The 16841-nt window shown below is 70.4% G+C and carries 17 protein-coding genes and 1 rRNA gene; 1 reads left to right on the top strand and 17 read right to left on the bottom strand.

Annotated elements, in window-relative coordinates; translation table 11 throughout:
- Positions 1 to 10 precede the first annotated feature (10 nt).
- Positions 11 to 790, top strand: coding sequence for a class I SAM-dependent methyltransferase (locus B140_RS0108615; RefSeq protein WP_018118959.1), 780 nt, complete (start codon positions 11 to 13; stop codon positions 788 to 790).
- Here B140_RS0108615 and der read toward each other — a convergent pair.
- From der to rrf, 17 genes are all read right to left on the bottom strand, one after another.
- A complete protein-coding gene (der, locus tag B140_RS0108620; RefSeq protein WP_018118960.1) occupies positions 727 to 2712 on the bottom strand; it encodes a ribosome biogenesis GTPase Der in 1986 nt (661 codons plus the stop codon). The genes B140_RS0108615 and der overlap by 64 nt on opposite strands.
- On the bottom strand, positions 2709 to 3530 hold the full coding sequence (locus tag B140_RS0108625; RefSeq protein WP_018118961.1) for a pseudouridine synthase: 822 nt from the start codon (positions 3528 to 3530) through the stop codon (positions 2709 to 2711). Before B140_RS0108625 ends, der begins: the two co-directional genes overlap by 4 nt.
- Before the next feature lie 41 nt (positions 3531 to 3571).
- Positions 3572 to 4096, bottom strand: a complete 525-nt coding sequence (gene scpB, locus B140_RS0108630) for an SMC-Scp complex subunit ScpB (protein WP_018118962.1) — start codon at positions 4094 to 4096, stop codon at positions 3572 to 3574.
- Entirely contained in the window at positions 4093 to 4680 is a 588-nt protein-coding gene (locus B140_RS14415; RefSeq protein WP_018118963.1) for a rhodanese-like domain-containing protein, read from the bottom strand. Before B140_RS14415 ends, scpB begins: the two co-directional genes overlap by 4 nt.
- A 10-nt stretch (positions 4681 to 4690) precedes the next feature.
- The gene (locus tag B140_RS0108640; protein WP_018118964.1) at positions 4691 to 5470 is read right to left on the bottom strand and encodes a segregation and condensation protein A; all 780 of its coding nucleotides are present in this window, start codon (positions 5468 to 5470) and stop codon (positions 4691 to 4693) included.
- On the bottom strand, positions 5467 to 6312 hold the full coding sequence (locus B140_RS0108645; RefSeq protein WP_018118965.1) for a ParA family protein: 846 nt from the start codon (positions 6310 to 6312) through the stop codon (positions 5467 to 5469). Before B140_RS0108645 ends, B140_RS0108640 begins: the two co-directional genes overlap by 4 nt.
- 150 nt (positions 6313 to 6462) lie before the next feature.
- Positions 6463 to 7338, bottom strand: a complete 876-nt coding sequence (gene xerD, locus B140_RS0108650; protein ID WP_244874410.1) for a site-specific tyrosine recombinase XerD — start codon at positions 7336 to 7338, stop codon at positions 6463 to 6465.
- On the bottom strand, positions 7292 to 7897 hold the full coding sequence (locus tag B140_RS0108655; protein ID WP_018118967.1) for an NUDIX domain-containing protein: 606 nt from the start codon (positions 7895 to 7897) through the stop codon (positions 7292 to 7294). Before B140_RS0108655 ends, xerD begins: the two co-directional genes overlap by 47 nt.
- The gene (locus B140_RS0108660) at positions 7885 to 9456 is read right to left on the bottom strand and encodes a CTP synthase (RefSeq protein ID WP_040426316.1); all 1572 of its coding nucleotides are present in this window, start codon (positions 9454 to 9456) and stop codon (positions 7885 to 7887) included. The genes B140_RS0108655 and B140_RS0108660 overlap by 13 nt, the downstream gene beginning before the upstream one ends.
- Before the next feature lie 6 nt (positions 9457 to 9462).
- Complete coding sequence (locus B140_RS12340) at positions 9463 to 10206, bottom strand: copper transporter (protein ID WP_018118969.1); 744 nt, start codon at positions 10204 to 10206, stop codon at positions 9463 to 9465.
- 3 nt (positions 10207 to 10209) lie between these two features.
- Entirely contained in the window at positions 10210 to 11385 is a 1176-nt protein-coding gene (gene steA, locus B140_RS0108670) for a putative cytokinetic ring protein SteA (protein ID WP_018118970.1), read from the bottom strand.
- A gap of 4 nt (positions 11386 to 11389) precedes the next feature.
- Positions 11390 to 13090, bottom strand: coding sequence for a DNA repair protein RecN (gene recN / locus B140_RS0108675; protein ID WP_018118971.1), 1701 nt, complete (start codon positions 13088 to 13090; stop codon positions 11390 to 11392).
- Positions 13080 to 13916, bottom strand: coding sequence for an NAD kinase (locus B140_RS0108680; RefSeq protein ID WP_018118972.1), 837 nt, complete (start codon positions 13914 to 13916; stop codon positions 13080 to 13082). The genes recN and B140_RS0108680 overlap by 11 nt, the downstream gene beginning before the upstream one ends.
- On the bottom strand, positions 13913 to 14701 hold the full coding sequence (locus B140_RS0108685; protein WP_018118973.1) for a TlyA family RNA methyltransferase: 789 nt from the start codon (positions 14699 to 14701) through the stop codon (positions 13913 to 13915). The genes B140_RS0108680 and B140_RS0108685 overlap by 4 nt, the downstream gene beginning before the upstream one ends.
- Before the next feature lie 112 nt (positions 14702 to 14813).
- Positions 14814 to 15719 (bottom strand): HAD-IIA family hydrolase, encoded by a 906-nt coding sequence (locus tag B140_RS0108695; RefSeq protein ID WP_018118975.1) that lies wholly within the window; start codon positions 15717 to 15719, stop codon positions 14814 to 14816.
- Entirely contained in the window at positions 15716 to 16480 is a 765-nt protein-coding gene (locus B140_RS0108700; protein WP_211208156.1) for a tetratricopeptide repeat protein, read from the bottom strand. Before B140_RS0108700 ends, B140_RS0108695 begins: the two co-directional genes overlap by 4 nt.
- A 183-nt stretch (positions 16481 to 16663) precedes the next feature.
- Positions 16664 to 16782, bottom strand: a 5S ribosomal RNA gene (rrf, locus tag B140_RS0108705).
- Between the last annotated feature and the right edge of the window lie 59 nt (positions 16783 to 16841).

A 16841-nucleotide genomic window follows, 5' to 3' on the forward strand; every position in this document is an offset into this window, starting at 1 on the left:
ATCCTAACCCGTGTATCCCTCCCGAGCGCAGCGGCCACGCTTCCGCGATACCGAGCAGCGCCTGGCCCTCGCGCGGGCCTTCCGCACCGGGGCCAGCGAGTACCACGACGCCCGCCCCTCCTACCCGCCCGAGGTCACCGACCTGCTGGGCGGGGCGGGCACGGTGGTGGACATCGGCGCCGGGACCGGCAAGCTCACCGCCGCCCTCGCGCGGCGGCACGCGGTGCTCGCCCTCGACCCCAGCGCGGAGATGATCCGGCTCGCCGCCCGGTACGCCCCGGCCTGGCAGGCCACGGCCGAGCACACCGGGCTTGCCGACGCCTCCGTGGACGCCGCCGCCTGCGCGCAGACGTGGCACTGGGTCAACGTCCCCCTGGCCTGCGCGGAGCTGGACCGCATCGTGCGCCCCGGCGGGGTGGTCCTGCTGGCCTGGAACACCATCGACGTCTCCGACCCCTGGGTGCTGCGCTTAACCCGCATCATGCACGCCGGGGACGTGCTGCGCCCCGGCTTTCTTCCCGAGATCGCCGCCCCCTGGGCCATCGCCCGGGAGGTGCGCACCGCCTGGACGGACGCGCTGACGCCCCCGGAGATCATCGCGCTGGCCCGCACCCGCTCCTACTGGCTGCGCTCCCCGCAGCGCGTCCGCCGCCGGGTGCAGGAGAACCTGGAGTGGTACCTCTACGAGCACTCCGGATACCGCCCCGATTCCGTGGTGGCGCTGCCCTACCGCTGCGACGCCTTCGTCCTCTCGCGCACGCGCACCGCGATGCGCACCGGGCTACCGTGAAAGCCGAACTCCTCGCGCAGCTTGCGCTCTAGGTAGCGGCGGTATCCGGCGTCGAGGAAGCCCGTGGTAAACAGGACGATCGTCGGGGGCCGGGTGCTGGCCTGGGTGGCAAAGAGCACCTTGGGCAGGCGGTTGTTCTTCATCGGCGGCGGGTTCTTGGCGATGGTCTCGCGCAGCCAGTTGTTGAGCCTGCCCGTGGAGACGCGCTGGTCCCAGCTCTCGAGGGCCTCCAGCATGGCCGGTTCCAGCTTCTGGAGGGCGCGCCCCGTCTTGGCGGAGATGTTGATGCGGCTGACCCAGGGCAGGTGCGCGAGCTGGAGGTCCAGCTCACGGTCCAGCTCCCACCGGCGGTCCTCGTCCATGAGGTCCCACTTGTTCATCCCGATCACCAGGGCCTTGCCCGCCTCCAGCACCATGTTCAGCACGCGCTGATCCTGCTCGGAGATGGGCGCGGAGGCGTCGATGAGCATCACGCACACCTCGGCGGCGTCGATGACCCCACGCGTGCGCAGCGAGGCGTAGTACTCGTGGCCCTGGGCGTTGCGAACCTTCTTGCGCAGGCCGGCGGTGTCCACGAACTTCCACAGGTGCTGGTCGAGCTGCACCAGGGAATCCACCGGGTCCACGGTGGTGCCCGCCACGTTGTCCACCACCGAGCGCTCCTCGCCGGTGAACTTGTTGAGCAGGGAGGACTTGCCCACGTTGGGGCGGCCCACCAGCGCCACCCGGCGCGGCCCGGAGACGATCGACGCCGCCTTGGGCTCCTCCGGGAAGGAGGCGACGATCTTGTCCAGCACGTCCGCGCCGCCGCGCCCGTGCTGGGCCGAGACCGGGTAGGGATCGCCCAGACCCAGCGAATACAGCTCCGCGACGTCGGCGTACTGGGCGTCGGAGTCGAACTTGTTGGCCACCAGGATCACGGGCACCTCGGCGCGCTGCAGGCGCCGGGCCATGACCTCGTCCGTGGCGGTGATGCCCACCTTGGAGTCCACCACCAGCACGATCACGTCCGCGGTGGCCATGGCGGCCTCCGCCTGGCGGGCGATGGCGGCGTGGATGCCCTTGACGTTGGGGTCCCAGCCGCCGGTGTCCTGCACCCAGAAGCGCTGCCCGGTCCACTCCGCCAGATAGCTCACGCGGTCGCGCGTCACGCCGGGGTTGTCCTCCACCACGGCCTCCCGGCGGCCCAGGAACCTGTTGACCAGGGAGGACTTGCCCACGTTGGGGCGGCCCACCACGGCCACCGTGCACAGGGCCTCCCTCTCGTGGTCCTCCTCGTACTCCAGGGCCATCTCACTGTCCAGGATCAGCCCGGTGAGGTGGTCCACGACCTCCTCCAGGCTCATCTCGGAGGTGTCCACCACCACGGCGTCCTCGGCGGGGCGCAGCGGGGAGTCCTCCCGGGTGGAGTCCGCCTCGTCGCGGCGGAGCACGTCCGCGAGCACCGCCTCGAACTCCGCCTTACGCCCGGCGGCGAGGTCCTGCTCGTAGCGGCGGCGCGCGCGCACCTCGGGCTCCGCCGTGAGGTAGACCTTCACCGGGGCATCGGGAAACACCACGGTGCCGATGTCGCGCCCCTCAACGATCGCGCGCCCGGCCTCCAGCGCCACCCGGCGCTGAAACTCCACGAGGTTCCTGCGCACCTCGGGGATGGCGGAGACGGCGGAGACGTGCGCGGTCACCTCCGGCCCGCGAATCTCCTCCTCGTCGTAGTCCGTGGGCAGATCCGCGGTGGCGGCCACCACGGCCCGGGTGTCCGCCGGATCGATCCCGGCGCGCAGCACGGCGAGGGTGGCCACGCGATACATGGCGCCGGTGTCCACGTAGAGGGCGTCCAGGCGCTCCGCGAGCGCCCGGCACGTGCTGGACTTGCCCGTCCCGGCGGGGCCGTCCACCGCGACGATCAGTTGGGGCTGATTCACATTCCCACCGCCTTGTACAAGCTAGTTAGTTCCGAACTGTTCAGCGCCCGCATGGAGCCGGGCTTTTGCTCCCCCAGTTGCACGGTGTGAATCTTGGTCCGCACCAGGCGCTGCACCGGATAGCCGGCCTCCTTGAGCAGGCGGCGCACGATGTGCTTGCGGCCCTCGTGCAGCTCCACGCGCACGATGGACTGCCCGTTGTGGGCGTCCACCACCTGCGCGTAGTCCACCTTGGCGGGGCCGTCCTCCAGCTCGAGGCCCCGGCGCAGCGCGGAGACGAGCGCCTTGTCCGCCTCACCGAGCACGGTGGCCAGGTAGGTCTTTTTCACCTCGTACTTGGGGTGCATGAGGCGGTTGGCCAGCTCGCCGTCGTTGGTGAGCATGATGAGGCCCTCGGTGTCCGCGTCGAGGCGGCCCACGTGGAAGAGGCGCTTGCCCGCGGCCACGCGCTCGCCCACGATGTCCCCGATGCAGGGGCGGCCCATGTCATCGTGCATGGTGGACTGCATCCCGCGCGGCTTGTTCAGCACGAAGTACACGGTCTCCTCGTTGACGTTCACGCGCACACCGTCCACGCGGATGATGTCCACGTTGGGGTCCACGCGCATGCCCTGGCGGCGCACCACCGTGCCGTTGACCTCCACGCGCCCGGCGTCGATGAGGATCTCCGAGTGCCGCCGCGAGGCCACCCCCGCCTGGGCGAGGACCTTCTGAAGGCGAACTCCTCCCGCCGAGGGGTTCTCGCGGCGCTCGCTGAGACTCACGTTTTGACGTCGCGCGGGGCGGGCAAAAGAGAGCTCGATGGGCTCGTCCTTCACAAATGTGTCCTTCCTGGAGTGCTTACTCTGCGCCCGTCATCCTACCCCGGATACTCCTCATCAATATGATCGAGTTCCGGTAAGAGGGGCGCGAGATCCGGCAGCCGATCCAGCGAGTCCATGCCCATCAGCTCGAGGAACAGCTCCGTGGTGGCGTAGGTGTAGGGGGCGTCCGCCTCCTTGATGAGGCCGCGCAGCTGCAGGGTGCGCATCACCCCGTCCACGTTGACCCCGCGCACGGCGGAGACCTGGGCCCTGGTCACCGGCTGGCGATACGCCACCACGGCCAGCGTCTCCAGGGCCGCCCGCGAGAGCCGGGTCTGCGTGCCGTCGAGCACGAAGGCCTCCACCGCGGGCGCGTTGGCCTGGCGCGTATAAAGCCGCCAGCCCTCGGCGCTCTCCCGCAGGTCAAAGCCGGATTCGCGCTCGTCAAAGTCCCGTGCGATCTCCCGCAGCGCGTCGAGCACCACGGATTCCTCGGCCTCCACCGCCCGCGCCACGCTGGCCGGGGTCACCGGGGCGTCCACCACCAGCAGGATGGACTCGATCTGGGAGCGCAGCGTCACGGGATCACCCGCACGTCCCCGTAGCCGGCCACCGTGGCCGCGAGCGCCCCGGCGCAGGCGCGCTCCCCCCGGCTAAAGATCAGCGCCCGGGCACCGCCCGCGCGCTCCTCCAGCACCCGCCGCGCGGAGGGCGAGAAGTAGCCGCGCTCGTCCACCAGCGCGGCGTGCAGGGCCTCGTCCACGCGCAGCGTGGTCACGTAGCCGTCGGACTCCTCCTCTTCGGCGATGAACTCCTCTGCCATGTCCGCGGTGATCGTCCCGCGCCCGCCGGGCTCCCCCAGCGCGCCCGTGGCGCGCCCGGAGGCCTCCCAGGCGTGCAGGCCGCCGTCAAGGACCGCGACGTTGCGCAGGCCCGCCACCCTGGCCAGCCACCACACGCAGGGCGCCAGCTCTCCGTAGGCCACCACCGGGGTGGCGTCGCTAATGCCCAGGGCCTCGAAGCGATCCCGGGGATCGGCCACGGGCTCGCTGAGGTCCACCGCCAGCGAGCCGGGAATGCCCTCGCCCGGGTGATCCGTGGCGTAGAGGATCGCCGCCTTGCCCCGCAAGCCGGCGCACTGTTCCACATCGATGATTGCCGCCATGCGCACCACCTTAATCCCAATTAGCTGCGGCAACGACCGCCGGATCCACCTCCAGGCCGGTCCAGGCCACGCTGAGCTCGCCCAGCGGGTCCGGCTGGTCCACCTCCACCGCCTTGGCCTTGTACAGCTCCAGCAGCGCGAGGAAGCGCCCCACCGCCTCCATGGAGACGCCGCAGTCCCGGGTGAGCACCGCAAACGTGAGCCAGCGCTCCACCCCGGCCAGGCGCAGCATGTCCATGAGCCGCCCCGCCTGCTCCGGCACGGACACCGCCACCTGGTGCAGGTGATCGGTGCCCACCTCCGGCGGGGGCTTCGGGCGAAAGACCCCGGCGGCGATCTCCGCGAACCTCTCCCGGCCCGGCAGCGTCACGGGCGGCAGCAACTGGGCGTAGCGCTCCTCCATGCCCACCGCGCGGGGGTAGCGCCGCTGCGCGCGGCGCTGCCACTGGGCCAGCAGGTCCGCCACCTTCTTGTAGGCGCGGTACTGCAACAGGCGGGCGAAGAGGAGGTCGCGGGCGGACAGCAGCTCCATGTCCGCCTCGTCGTCCACCTCCCCGCGCGGGACCAGGCGCGCGGCTTTCAGGTCCAGCAGGGTCGCCGCCACCACGAGGAACTCCGTGGTCTCCTCCAGCTCCGCCGCCGCGCCCAGCGCCCGGGTATAGGCGATGAACTCGTCGGTGACCTCCGCCAGCGCCACCTCGGTGACGTTGAGCTTCTTGGCGTGGATGAGCTGCAGCAGCAGATCAAAGGGGCCCTCGAAGTTATCGAGGGCCACGCGGAAATCGCTCACGCCCGCTCGATGACCTCTTTGGCCAGATCCCGGTACTGCTCCGCGCCCTGCGAGCGGGGCGCCCAGGAGATGATCGGCTCCCCGGCCACGGAGGTCTCCGGGAAGCGCACGGTGCGGGTGATCACGGAGTCAAAGACCTTGTCCCCAAAGACCTCCACCACCCGGGACATCACCTCGCGGGCGTGGCTCGTGCGGCGGTCGAACATGGTCACCAGGATGCCCATGATGTCCAGGTCAAAGTTCAGGCGGTCGCGCACCTTCTCCACGGTGTCCGTGAGCAGGGCTAGGCCGCGCAGGGAGAAGTACTCGCACTCCATGGGGATGATGACCCCGTGGGCGCAGGCCAGGGCGTTGACCGTGAGCAGCCCCAGGGAGGGCTGGCAGTCCAGGATGATGAAGTCGTAGTCCCTCATGACCGGGCGCAGGGCGCGCGCCAGGGTCTGCTCGCGCCCCACCTCGTTGACCAGCTGAATCTCCGCCGCGGAGAGGTCGATGTTGGCGGGCACCAGGTCCATGCCCGGCACGCTCGTGCGGTGCAGCGCGCTGTGGATGCTGGATCGGTTGTCCACCAGCAGGTTGTACACAGTGACGTCCAGGTCCTCGTGCGGGACGCCGAGCCCGGCGGACAGCGCCCCCTGCGGGTCGAGGTCAACGAGCAGGACTTTACGGCCCAGCTCCGCCAGGCACGCGCCCAGGTTGATGGTGGAGGTGGTCTTGCCCACCCCACCCTTTTGATTGCACATCGCCACGATCGTGGCCGGCCCGTGGCTGGTCAGCGGGGCGGGCTCGGGCAGGTCACGCAGCGGCCTGCCCGTTAGCCCGACGTCATCGCCCACAGTCATACCCACTTCCTTGACTGAACTACACCGGTGTCATTCCTGCTACAAGACTACAGGGTCGCCCCGGCCTTTACAGAAACAAGTCCGTGGACTTGACCCGGCCCGCCGACGCCCCCTGTCGCCGCGCTGCCCTGCACCGCCCCGCACCGCCCGCTAGGCCCGGGGGTGCGCCTGCCGCCACACGCTGCGCAGGCTGTCCGCGGTGACGTGGGTGTAGATCTGGGTGGTGGTCACCGAGGAGTGCCCGAGCAGCTCCTGCACCACGCGAACGTCCGCCCCGCCCTGAAGCAGGTGGGTGGCAAAGCTATGGCGCAGCGTGTGCGGGGAGATGTGCTTGTCAATCCCCGCGGCCGCCGCGCGCGCCTTGAGCACCGCCCAACTGCTCTGCCGCGAGAGCCGCCCCCCGCGCCGGTTCAAAAACAGCGCCCGCCCGCCCTGGAACGCCGGGCGCCCGCGCACGGTGTACGCCTCCACCGCGCGCAGCGCGGCCGTGCCCACCGGCACCATCCGCTGCTTGGAGCCCTTGCCCGTGAGCACCAGCATCTCGTCCACGTCGTCCACGTCCAGCGCCACGATCTCGGAGATGCGGGCGCCGGTGGCGTACAGCAGCTCCAGCAGCGCCCGGTCCCGCAGGTCGATCGGGCTCTCCCCCGGTATGGAGTCCAGCAGGGCGCTGACGTCCTCCACCGACCAGACGTCGGGCAGGTGCTGCCCGGTGCGCGGCGGGGATACCTCCCGCGCCACGTCCACGTCCAGCGCCCCCTCCTCCACCGCAAAGCGGTGGAGGCCGCGCACCACCACCAGGGCCCGGCCCGCCGAGGCCGCAGACAGCCCGCCGCGCTGGATGTCCGCCACGTAGGCCTCCACGTCCGCCTTGGTCACCTGCGCCAGCGGCTTGCCCAGCCAGTCCAGGTAGCGGCGCACGTCCCGCCGGTAGTTGCTCAGCGTGTTCCCGCTGAGCCCGCGCTCCACCGCCAGGTGGTTAAGCCAGGTTTCCGCCAGCTCCATCACGCCTCCTCGCCAGGGCATACGGGCGCAGGTCGAAGGGGCTTTCGGCGGGGCGCGCGGCCCCCTCGGCGGCGGCAAAGATGCCCGCCACCGCGATGGAGTTCACGATCTCCCCGCGCAGCACCATGCGCTTGGCCTCGTCCAGGGGCACCCATGCCAGCTCCATGTCCGCCTCCTCGTCCTCGGGCTCGGGGCGCTCCACGGTGCTCAGGTCGGTGGCCAGGTAGATCCGCGTGGCCTCGTCGCTCATGCCCGGGCTGGTGGCGAGGTCGAGGAGCATTCCCCACGTCCGCGCCCGCAGCCCCGTCTCCTCCCGCAGCTCGCGCCGGGCCGCGTCCAGCGCGGACTCCCCGGGAACGTCGAGAAGGCCGGCGGGCAGCTCCCAGAGCCGCCGTCCCAGCGCGTGCCGGTACTGGCGGATCAGCGCGATGCGCTCGCCGTCATAGGCCACCACGGCGGCGGAGCCGAAGTGCTCCACCACGTCGCGGTGCGCGACGCGCCGAGGCATGGTCACGGCGTCCCGGCGCACGGCGACGATGGAGGCGTCCAGGAGCAGGGAGGATTCGGTTACTTCATACATGCCGCGATCAATCCCTCAAAGAGCGGGTGCGCCCGGGTGGGGCGGGACTTGTACTCCGGGTGCGCCTGGGTGGCCACCAGGAAGGGGTGATCGGGATACTCCACGAACTCCACCAGGCCGCCGTCCGGGGAGGTGCCGGAAAAGACCAGGCCGGACTCCTCGATCCGCGCGCGGTAGGCGTTGTTCACCTCGTACCGGTGGCGGTGCCGCTCCGAGACCTCGGTGGTGCCGTACAGCGAGGCCACCACCGACCCCTCCCGCAGGCGCGCCGGGTACGCGCCCAGGCGCATGGTGCCGCCCAGGTCCGCGCGCCCCGCCACGGCGTCCTCCTGCTCGGCCATCGTGGCGATCACCGGGGCGGGGGTATCGGGGTCGAACTCCGTGGACGAGGCCTCCAGTCCCAGGCTGCGGGCGGCCTCGATCACCACGCACTGCAGCCCCAGGCAGATCCCCAGCAGCGGGACCTTGTTCTCGCGGGCGTACCGCACCGCCTCGATCTTGCCCTCGATGCCACGCACCCCGAAGCCCCCGGGAACCACCAGGGCGTCGCACTCGGACAGCGGCGTAAGGTCGTCCGCCGAGATCCACCGGATGCGGGCGCGCAGCCGGTGCGCGAAGGCGGCGGCGCGCACCGCCTCGACCACGGAGAGATAGGCGTCGGGCAGGTCGATGTACTTGCCCACGATGCCCACGGTGACCTCGCCACGCGGGTTGTGCACCCGATCCAGGAGGTCGGCCCAGGCCGTCCAGTCCACGTCGCGGAAGGGCAGGCCCAAGCGGCGGATCAGAAAGGTATCGAGGTGCTCGCGGTACAGCACCTCGGGGATGTTGTAGATGGAGGCGGAATCCGCGCAGGAGATCACGCCCTCCTCGTCCACGTCGCACATCAGGGCGATCTTCTTCTTCATCGCCTCCGGGACCTCCCGGTCGCAGCGCAGCACCAGGGCGTCCGGGACGATGCCGATGGAGCGCAGCTCCGCCACGGAGTGCTGGGTGGGCTTGGTCTTGAGCTCCCCCGAGGGGGCAAGGTAGGGCACGAGGGAGACGTGGATGAAAAACACGTTGTCCCGGCCCACCTCGTGGCGCACCTGGCGCACGGCCTCGAGGAAGGGCTGGGACTCGATGTCCCCCACCGTGCCGCCGATCTCGCAGATCACCACGTCGGCGTCGTCCATCGCCAGGATGCGATCCTTGATCTCGTCCGTGATATGCGGGATGACCTGGACGGTCTTGCCCAGGTACTCTCCCCGGCGCTCCTTGGCGATCACCGTGGAGTAGACCTTGCCCGTGGTGACGTTGGCGTTGGCCGTGAGATCCCGGTCGAGGAAGCGCTCGTAGTGCCCGAGGTCCAGGTCCGTCTCCGCGCCGTCCTCGGTGACAAAGACCTCGCCGTGCTCGAAGGGGTTCATCGTGCCGGGGTCCACGTTGAGGTAGGGATCGAGCTTCTGCATGGTCACGGAGAGGCCCCGCGCCGTCAGGAGCTGCCCCAGGCTCGCCGCCGTCAGCCCCTTCCCCAAAGAGGAAACCACGCCCCCCGTAACAAAAATATATTTTTTCACGGAACCTCAGCTTAACAGATCCCGCAGCCTCACCACCAGGTTGACCTGCTCGGACACCCTATCCACGCCCCGGGCCGAGGTCACCGCGTTGCCCCGGGTGTCCAGCGCCTTGGCAAAGTTCTCCAGGCTGCGCTGCGCGAAGCCCTCCTCCTGCCCGGTGAGGATCACGATCCCCTGGGCGGGCAGGATGGTCCCGCTGGCATAGGAGATAAAGCCCGCGTCCCGCAGCGACCTGAGCAGGTCGGCGCGCTCCTCCTCCGTGGCCTGCGGCTCTCCGGTCTCGGGGTTGAGCATGAGGGCGGAGCCGAGGGCCTCGCCCGCGTGGGTCCCCGGGTCCAGGCTGTTCTCGGAGAGCTGCGCGCCCGCAGGCAGGGTGTTGGTGACGATGGTCTTGAGGCTGTCCGCGCCCTCCTGGTCGCTAAAGCGCCGCTCCAGGGTGATCTGCCCGGCGTCGATCGCGCCCGAGCGATTCAGCCAATTGCGCACCGGCCCCACCTGGTCCGCGGCCTCGGGCGTGGCAAAGATCAGCACCGGGCGCTGCTCCAGGGTGCCCGCCAGCGCGGCGGGGGCCAGGGCCTGCACCACCTCATCGGAGGCGTCCGCCTCCTGCGCCTTGTTCTGCGCCTCCCGCTCGGCGCGGGACACGGCCTCCTCGTCGGTGTGGTCCACGGGGGCGAGCACGAAGGCCCCGAGGGCGGAGCCTATGGCGATGCCAAAGCCCAGGCCGGCGATGACTACTCCCTTTGCCATGCGTTACTCCTTAAACCAGCCCTGGACGGTCAGCGCCAGGTTATTCCAGGTATCGATGAGATTTTGGTTGAAGCTGCCCTCGCCGCCCATGCCCGCGATGAGGACGATCGCGGCGCAGGCCACCAGCACCCCGAGGATCGCCCACAGCCAGCCGAGGCTGCCGCCGGAGGGAACGATGTAGAGGTTGGCCACGGAGTCCGCGTCCACGAGCTTGGTGCCCACCTTGGTCCGGGTGACCAGGGCCGCGGGGGCGTGCTTGCCCGCGAACATGCCGTCGAGGCTCAGCGGGGCGCCCGCGTTCACGATTAGCTCCGCGCCGTGGTACTCCACCAGCAGCAGCGCCAGGTCCGTGGCGGAGTCCGTGGCCGCCGGGAAGGTCATGGCCCCGATGCCGAGGTCCTGGATGCGCTCCAGGCCGGAGGCGTGCCCGTCCGCGTCGGCGGGCAGCACCACGCGCGCGCCGCTGCGCAGCGTCTCCGCCCCCACCTCCACGGGGTTTCCCACGATGAGGTGCGGGCGGTAGCCCATGTCCACCAGGGTGTCCGCGGCGCCCTCCACGCCCACGATGTAGGGCTCGTACTCGCGGATGAAGTAGCGCAGCGCCTCGACCTGCTCGCGATGGCGCGCCCCGGGGCTGACCACCAGGGTCTTGCGCCCCTGGATGTCCTCCCCGATGTCCGGGATGCCCAGGCCGTCCACCAGCAGGGGCGCCTCGGAGTTGAGGAACTCCACGGTGTTGCCAAAGTAGGCCTCCATGCGCTCCACCAGGGAGCGCTGGGCCTCGTTGAACGTCTTTTCGGCCTCCTCCCGCGCCACCACGTGGCCGTCGGCCAGGTGCTTATCCCCGTGGTACACCCCGCCCTCCTCGGTCACGCGCCCCTTCTTGCCGTCGCGCAGCCCGCCCAGGGACCCCACGGAGTCGATGAGCACAATGGAGGCGTCCAGCAGCATGGTGGGGCCGAAGTTGGGGACGGCCCCGGTGCTAAAGGCGGACTTGTTGACCACCGCCGAGGGGCGGAGGTCGATGAGATCCTGCGCAAGGCGGCGCGAAATATCCGGGGAATCAATAACCGCGATGTCCCCCTGGGAAAAACGCTTGAGGCCCTTGCCCCTGGGGGTACAATCGCGCAGCACCCCGTGCGTGCCGGGGAGATCGTCTTTGCGGGAGAACAGACTCATGCACTCATGATGGCGCGTTCTCGCCGCTAAGTGGCGAAGGCGCGCGGGAAAACTCCTGAGCCCGCTCCAACAATTCCGCCGCGTGCGCCAGGCCCGTGGCGTCCACCAGGCCCGCCAGCATGCGCGCCAGCTCCTCCACGCGGCGCTGGCCGGTGAGCACCTCCACCCCGGAGGTCACCGTGTCGTCCTTGGCCACGTGCAGGTGCGTGTCCGCGTAGGCCGCCACCTGGGGCAGGTGGGTCACCGCGATCACCTGGTTGTGCCTGCCCAGCCGCGCCAGCCTGCGCCCGATCTCCATCGCGGCGCGCCCGCCCACCCCCGCGTCCACCTCGTCAAACACGAGGGTGGTGCCCGGGGACACCCCGGCCAGGATCACCTCGAGGGCCAGCATCACCCGGGACAGCTCGCCGCCGGAGGCCGCCGCGTCCACGGGGCGGGCGGGGGCCTCCGGGTTGGCGGCCAGCAGCAGCGAGACCTCGTCCAGGCCCTCCGGGCCGGGATCACCCACCCGAACGTCCACGATGAGGCGCGCCTTCGGCATCGCCAGGCCGTGCAGCTCCTCGGAGACCGCCGCGCCCAGCTCCGTGGCGGCCCGGCGCCGGGCCTTACTGATCCGGGTGCCGAGCGCGAGCACGTCCTCGTGCGCCGCGGCGACCTTGCTCTTCAGCTCCTCCAGCGCCTCCGTGGAGGTATCCATCCGCTCGAGCCGGTCCCTGGCCTTGTCCCGCCAGGCGATCACGCCGTCAATGTCCGGCGCGTACTTGCGGGTGAGGGTCTTGAGCTGGAACTGCCGCTGGAGGGCGGTCTCCAGGGCGTCGGGATCGGTGGGCAGGTCGGAGAGGAAGGCGCCCAGCTCGGCGGTGATCTCCCCCAGCGCCGAGGTGATGCCGGAGAGCCGCTGGCCTAGCTCGTCGAGCACGGGGTCGCCGTGCAGGGCGTGGGCCGCGCGCCCCAGCAGCGTCGAGGCCGGGTCCGCCTCGTCCGTCTCCCCGAAGGCCTCCGCGCCGTCGATCGCCGCCAGGGCCGTGGTGGCCTGCTCCCGCAGCCCGTCCACGTCCTGGAGGCGGCGCACCAGGGCCGCGAGCTCCTCCTCCTCGCCCGGCTGGGGGTCCACCTCCGCGATCTCCTTGAGGGCAAACTCCAGGCGGTCCGCCTCCTGCGCCAGCTCTCGGCGCGACTCCGTCCGGCGCCGCAGGTCCCGCTGGAGCTCCTTCCACGCCCGATACGCCTCCCGGTAGGGGCCGAGGTCGATCCGGGCGTAGCGGTCCAGGGCCTCGCGCTGCTGCTCCGGGGCCCGCAGCCGGAGCTGATCGTTCTGGCCGTGGATGGTCAGGAGGCCCTGGCTAAACGACGCCAGGGTTGCGGCGGGCACCGCGCGCCCGCCCAGGTGGGCGCGGGACCGCCCGCTGCTCGCCACGGTGCGCGAGGCGATGAACTCGCCGTTCTCGTCCGCCTCGCCGCCCGCCTCCTCCGCGATGGCGGCGGACTCCGCGCCCGCCACGAAGCGCCCCTCCACCACGGCCTTGCTCGCCCCGTTGCGGATGCGCGAGGCATCCGCGCGCCCGCCCGTGAGCAGGCGCAGGCCCGTGACCACCATCGTCTTACCCGCGCCGGTTTCCCCCGTGAGCACGGTGAGCCCCTCGCTGAGCTCCGCCGTGGCCTGCGGGATCACGCCGAGGTTTTCAATGGTGAGTTCAGCCAGCATGGTTATCCTTCCTACCACGCCAGCCCTGCACCGGCAGGTCCAGCTTGGACACCAGGCGATCCGCAAACGGGGAATCGTCGAGGCGCACCCACCGCACGGGCCGCGTGCCCCGGGCCGCCTCCACCCGGGCCCCCGCGGGCATGGTCACCTCGCGGAAGCCGTCCATCACCACGCGCGCCGGGGACAGGGACTCCACCGCGGCCGTGGAGTGCGGGCTTATCACCAGGGGCTTGGTAAACAGCGCGTGCGCGTTGTTAGGCACCACCAGGATCGCGTCCAGCTCCGGCCACAACACCGGGCCGCCCGCGGAAAAGGCATACGCGGTGGAGCCCGTGGGCGTGGAGATCAGCACCCCGTCGCAGCCGAAGGAACTCACCGGGCGCCCGTCCACCTCCAGGCTGGCGTCCAGCACTCCGTGCCGGTGCACGTTTTCTATGCTGACCTCGTTGAGCGCCCAGCCGTGGGCGATGGGGGCCAGGGACTCCGAGAGCACCGTGGCGTCGATGGTCATGCGATCCTCCACCCGGTAATCGCGGTCGATCACCCGCCCCACGGCCTCCTCCAGGGACTCCGCCTCCCACTCCGCCAGGAAGCCCACGTGCCCCAGGTTGATGCCCAGCACCGGGAGGTCCGCCTCGTGGGCGATATCGGCGGCGCGCAGGAAGGTGCCATCGCCCCCGAGCACCAGCACCAGCTCCACGTTCGCGCTGACGCCCGCCCTCGGGGGTCGCACGGTCACGTTGCCCGCGGCGAGGAGTTCCGCCGCCCGCTGCGCGGCCTCCACGTTATCGCCCATCGGGGGAACCAACAGCACCTCGCGCGTCATTGCGGACCCTCCTTCACCGCCTGAGCCACCATCTCCTCCACGTTGCGCGCCGGAGGGGCGCCCCGGGTGAGCCACAAAAAGAACTCCACGTTTCCCTGCGGCCCCGGCAGCGGCGAGGCCACCACCTGCCGCAGGCCCAGGCCCAGCTCCTGCGCCTCGTGCGCCACCCGTGCGGTGGCCTCCGCGCGCAGGGCCGCGCTGCGCACCACCCCGCCGCTGCCCAGGCTCTCCTTACCCACCTCGAACTGGGGCTTGACCATCGGGAACAGATCCCCGGTCACGCACCGAGCCAGGGCCGGGAGCACGAGCCGCAGGGAGATAAAGGAAAGATCCCCCACCATCATCTCGCAGGTGCCCCCGATCTGCTCCGGGGTCAGGGAGCGCACGTTGGTGCGATCGTGCACCCGCACCCGGAGATCGTTTTGCAGCCGCCAGATCAACTGGCCGTAGCCCACGTCCACGGCCACCACCTCGCGGGCCCCGCGCCGCAGCAGCACGTCCGTGAAGCCACCCGTGGACGCCCCCGCGTCCAGCACGCGCCGTCCCGAGGGGTCCACCCCGAAGGCGTCCAGGGCGCCGATGAGCTTGTGCGCCCCGCGCGAGGCCCAGGTGTCCTCCTCGGCGGCCTCCACGCGTATCGACGCCCCCTCCTCCACCACGGTCGCAGGCTTGTGGGCGGGAAAGCCGCCCACCGTGACGCGACCGGAGCGGATCATCTCCACCGCCTGCTCCCGGGAACGAGCGATCTTGCGGCGCACCAGCTCCGCGTCCAGCCTCCTGCGCATCAACTATCCTTCCTCAGCGCGCCCTGCAAAAGATCGTGAGCCTCTTCCAAAACGTCCGCGGTGTTTCCCTGGTCGAGTATCCTATCCAGCTCCTCCCGCAGCTCCTCCGGACTCATAGGCCCCGGACCTCGGAGAAGGGGGCCTCCCAGGCCAGCGGAAGCGCCGCGAGCAGCCCCTGGTGCGCAGGCCCCTCCACGACGATCGCGTCGCCGTCCCGATAGGCCCGCGCCCCCTCCCGGGGGCCGGGGCGAAGAGCCTCCGGCTCCATGTGCAGTCCCCCCAGATCCTCCGCCACGTAGGTGGGGCGGTGCTCCGGGGGCGCCGTGAGCAGATCCCACGCCGTGGAAACGCCCGTGAGCACGTGCAGCGTGTCCATCCCCGCCGCCACGCCCCCGGCGATGTCCGTGTCCAGGCGATCCCCGATCACCAGGGGCCGCTCCGCGCCCCGGGCCGCCTGCTCGAACATCCTGGTCTCCGGCTTTCCCGCGGCCACCGCGCGCACCCCGGTGGCCGACTCCACCGCCGCCACCATGGAGCCGTTGCCCACCATCAGGCCGCGCTCCGAGGGCAGGGAGGTATCCCGGTTGGAGGCGATATAGCGCGCACCGGCGCGAATGGCCAGCGCCGCCTCCGAGAGCTGGCGCCACCCGGTCTCCGGGCTGTGCCCGTGCAGCACAAAGTCCGGGCGCTCGTCCGCGCTCTCGACCACCCGCAGCCCGGCCTCCCGGGCCAGGCGACGGAAGGAATCCGCCCCGAGAATCAGCGCGGAGGCACCCGGCTTAGTCTCCGCAGCCAGCGCCACCGCCGCCTGCGCCGAGGTCAACACGCTGCCCCGGGGAAAGCCCATGCCGGCGAGCTTGTCCTGCACCTCCTCCGGGGCCTTCGAGGCGTTATTAGTCAGGTAGATCGGATCGCACCCCCGCAGGGCCTCCGCCGCGCCCGGAATGGGAACATCCCCGTGCCACACGGTCCCGTCCAGGTCAAAGAGCAAGGCATCGTAGCGCTGGATCAGCGTCATTGCAGCCGCTCCTGGGCGTCAAAAAGGCCCTCCTCGTCCAGCTCCACCACGCGCTTAAACCACGCCCTGGCCTCCTCCTCTCGCCCCGCGGCCGCGAGCGCGTCCGCGTAGGCGTAGTCCAGGCGCGCCGCAGTCAAGCCCGTGGCCTCCAGGGAGGGGTTGAGCTGCTCCAGCGTGAGCACCGCGGCGTCAAACTGCTCCAGGTCCTGCCGCGCTCCGGCCAACACGATCCCCAGCTCCACCCGGGACTCCGGATCAAGCTCCGAGGCCTCCTCCGAGCGGCCGATCTCGATGGCCTTCATCGGGCGCCCCAGGCCGCGCTCGCAATCCGCCATGAGCGCCAACAGGCCCGGGCCGCCGCTCATCCGGCGCGCCGCCCGCAGCTCGGACAGCGCCTCCTTCCACTCCCCCGCGCGATAGGCCGCGATCCCGTTGGTCTCCCGCGCCACCGCCACGCGGCCCGCCCGGTTCTTCGCCGCGCGGGCGTGCCGCAGCGCCAACTGGGGGTCCTCGTCCATCAGCGTGGCCGCCATAATCATGTGCTTGGCCACGCTCTCCGCGTTCTGCTTGGACAAAACCTTGAGATCCTGCAGCACCATCGGATCGAGATCCCGAATATCCACGTCCTCGGCAATCGCGGGCTCGTTCTCGCGCTTCTTGGCGCGCTCCTCCCGGAAGCCATAGCGCTGCGGGTTGGTGCCATTGCGGCTCCCCGCGCGCTGCGAATGCCGACGATCTCGATTCATGTGCTGCTTTTCCACGGGGTTCACTATACCCGAGGGGGTGACAGTAGGATTGGTGGGTTTGGGTTGGTCCGTGCCCCCCCCTGCTGCCCCTTGCTTGGTGTGCGCCTCCGGCACGCGCACACACCTATACACACAAAAAAAGGGGGGTAGGGAAACCATCACGAGTTTCCCTACCCCACCCTTTTGATGAAGTTTTAGTGTTGGCGGCAACCTACTCTCCCACACCCCAACGAGTGCAGTACCATCAGCATGAAATGGGCTTAGCTACCGGGTTCGAAAAGGGACCGGGCGTTTCCCCACCACCATCAACCACCAACACAACCACAACCCCACCCAAACCAGGGGGCGTGTCATGCCAGACACTGCACAGCAGACG

It is taken from the genome of Corynebacterium mastitidis DSM 44356 (assembly GCF_000375365.1).
GTDB lineage: Bacteria > Actinomycetota > Actinomycetes > Mycobacteriales > Mycobacteriaceae > Corynebacterium > Corynebacterium mastitidis.

Coding starts and splice junctions, on each gene's coding strand:
- B140_RS14415 (WP_018118963.1), bottom strand. CDS start 4,680: ATGGCGGCAATCATCGATGTGGAACAGTGCGCCGGCTTGCGGGGCAAG.
- B140_RS0108645 (WP_018118965.1), bottom strand. CDS start 6,312: ATGACTGTGGGCGATGACGTCGGGCTAACGGGCAGGCCGCTGCGTGAC.
- xerD (WP_244874410.1), bottom strand. CDS start 7,338: ATGCCCTGGCGAGGAGGCGTGATGGAGCTGGCGGAAACCTGGCTTAAC.
- B140_RS0108655 (WP_018118967.1), bottom strand. CDS start 7,897: ATGTATGAAGTAACCGAATCCTCCCTGCTCCTGGACGCCTCCATCGTC.
- B140_RS12340 (WP_018118969.1), bottom strand. CDS start 10,206: ATGGCAAAGGGAGTAGTCATCGCCGGCCTGGGCTTTGGCATCGCCATA.
- steA (WP_018118970.1), bottom strand. CDS start 11,385: ATGAGTCTGTTCTCCCGCAAAGACGATCTCCCCGGCACGCACGGGGTG.
- recN (WP_018118971.1), bottom strand. CDS start 13,090: ATGCTGGCTGAACTCACCATTGAAAACCTCGGCGTGATCCCGCAGGCC.
- B140_RS0108680 (WP_018118972.1), bottom strand. CDS start 13,916: ATGACGCGCGAGGTGCTGTTGGTTCCCCCGATGGGCGATAACGTGGAG.
- B140_RS0108685 (WP_018118973.1), bottom strand. CDS start 14,701: ATGCGCAGGAGGCTGGACGCGGAGCTGGTGCGCCGCAAGATCGCTCGT.
- B140_RS0108695 (WP_018118975.1), bottom strand. CDS start 15,719: ATGACGCTGATCCAGCGCTACGATGCCTTGCTCTTTGACCTGGACGGG.